This is a genomic window from Oleiphilus sp. HI0066 (assembly GCF_001635725.1).
The window spans coordinates 1-629 of sequence record NZ_LWFH01001306.1 but is presented as its reverse complement, the minus strand read 5'-3'; the positions used below and the strand labels follow the sequence as shown (position 1 = coordinate 629).

The window sequence follows — 629 nt, the reverse complement described above, 5'->3', positions numbered from 1 at the left end:
AACGAATCATAAAGACAGCACGTGAGTAACGAAGTTCCACATAGCAACTCAAGCAATCCCAAAGCCAGCGAGAAAAATTATCATCATGGCGACCTTAAAACTGCGCTCGTCAACGCCGCTTTAGATCTGCTGACGACGCGAGGGGCAGAAGCACTGTCTTTGCGATCCTTAGCCAGCGAAGTGGGTGTCAGCCATATGGCCCCTTACGCACACTTCAAAAACAAGACTGAGTTATTTCAAGCGATCGCAGCATCAGGCTTTGAACAACTCCATGCGCGCATGGAGCAAGCCAATGTTGGCCAAGCTCCGTTAACGCTGATTCTCGATTACGGTACGCAATACATTGAGTACGCAATCAACAACCCTGCTCTTTACAAGTTAATGCTTAGCCAAACGCAAATCGCACCAGAAATGTCAGAAGATCTATCCAAGAGCAGCAAACGCCCTCATGCTCTGTTAGTCGATGCATTTTCAAAAGCACCTCAAACCAAAGTCAGCAACAGTGTCCGCGCCCAAGGCGCATGGGCTATGGTGCACGGACTGGCCACCCTATTAATCGATGGCCATTTGAGTATTCCTGACAAGATGAGCATTCGCGATTATCTCGCTGCTACATCGACACAAGTCCA

At 48.6% G+C, this 629-nt stretch carries 1 protein-coding gene; it reads left to right on the top strand.

Going from position 1 to position 629, the window contains the following annotated elements:
- Positions 1–21: 21 nt before the first annotated feature.
- On the top strand, positions 22–629 hold a 608-nt coding region (locus A3738_RS19205; RefSeq protein ID WP_068763787.1), incomplete at its 3' end, for a TetR/AcrR family transcriptional regulator.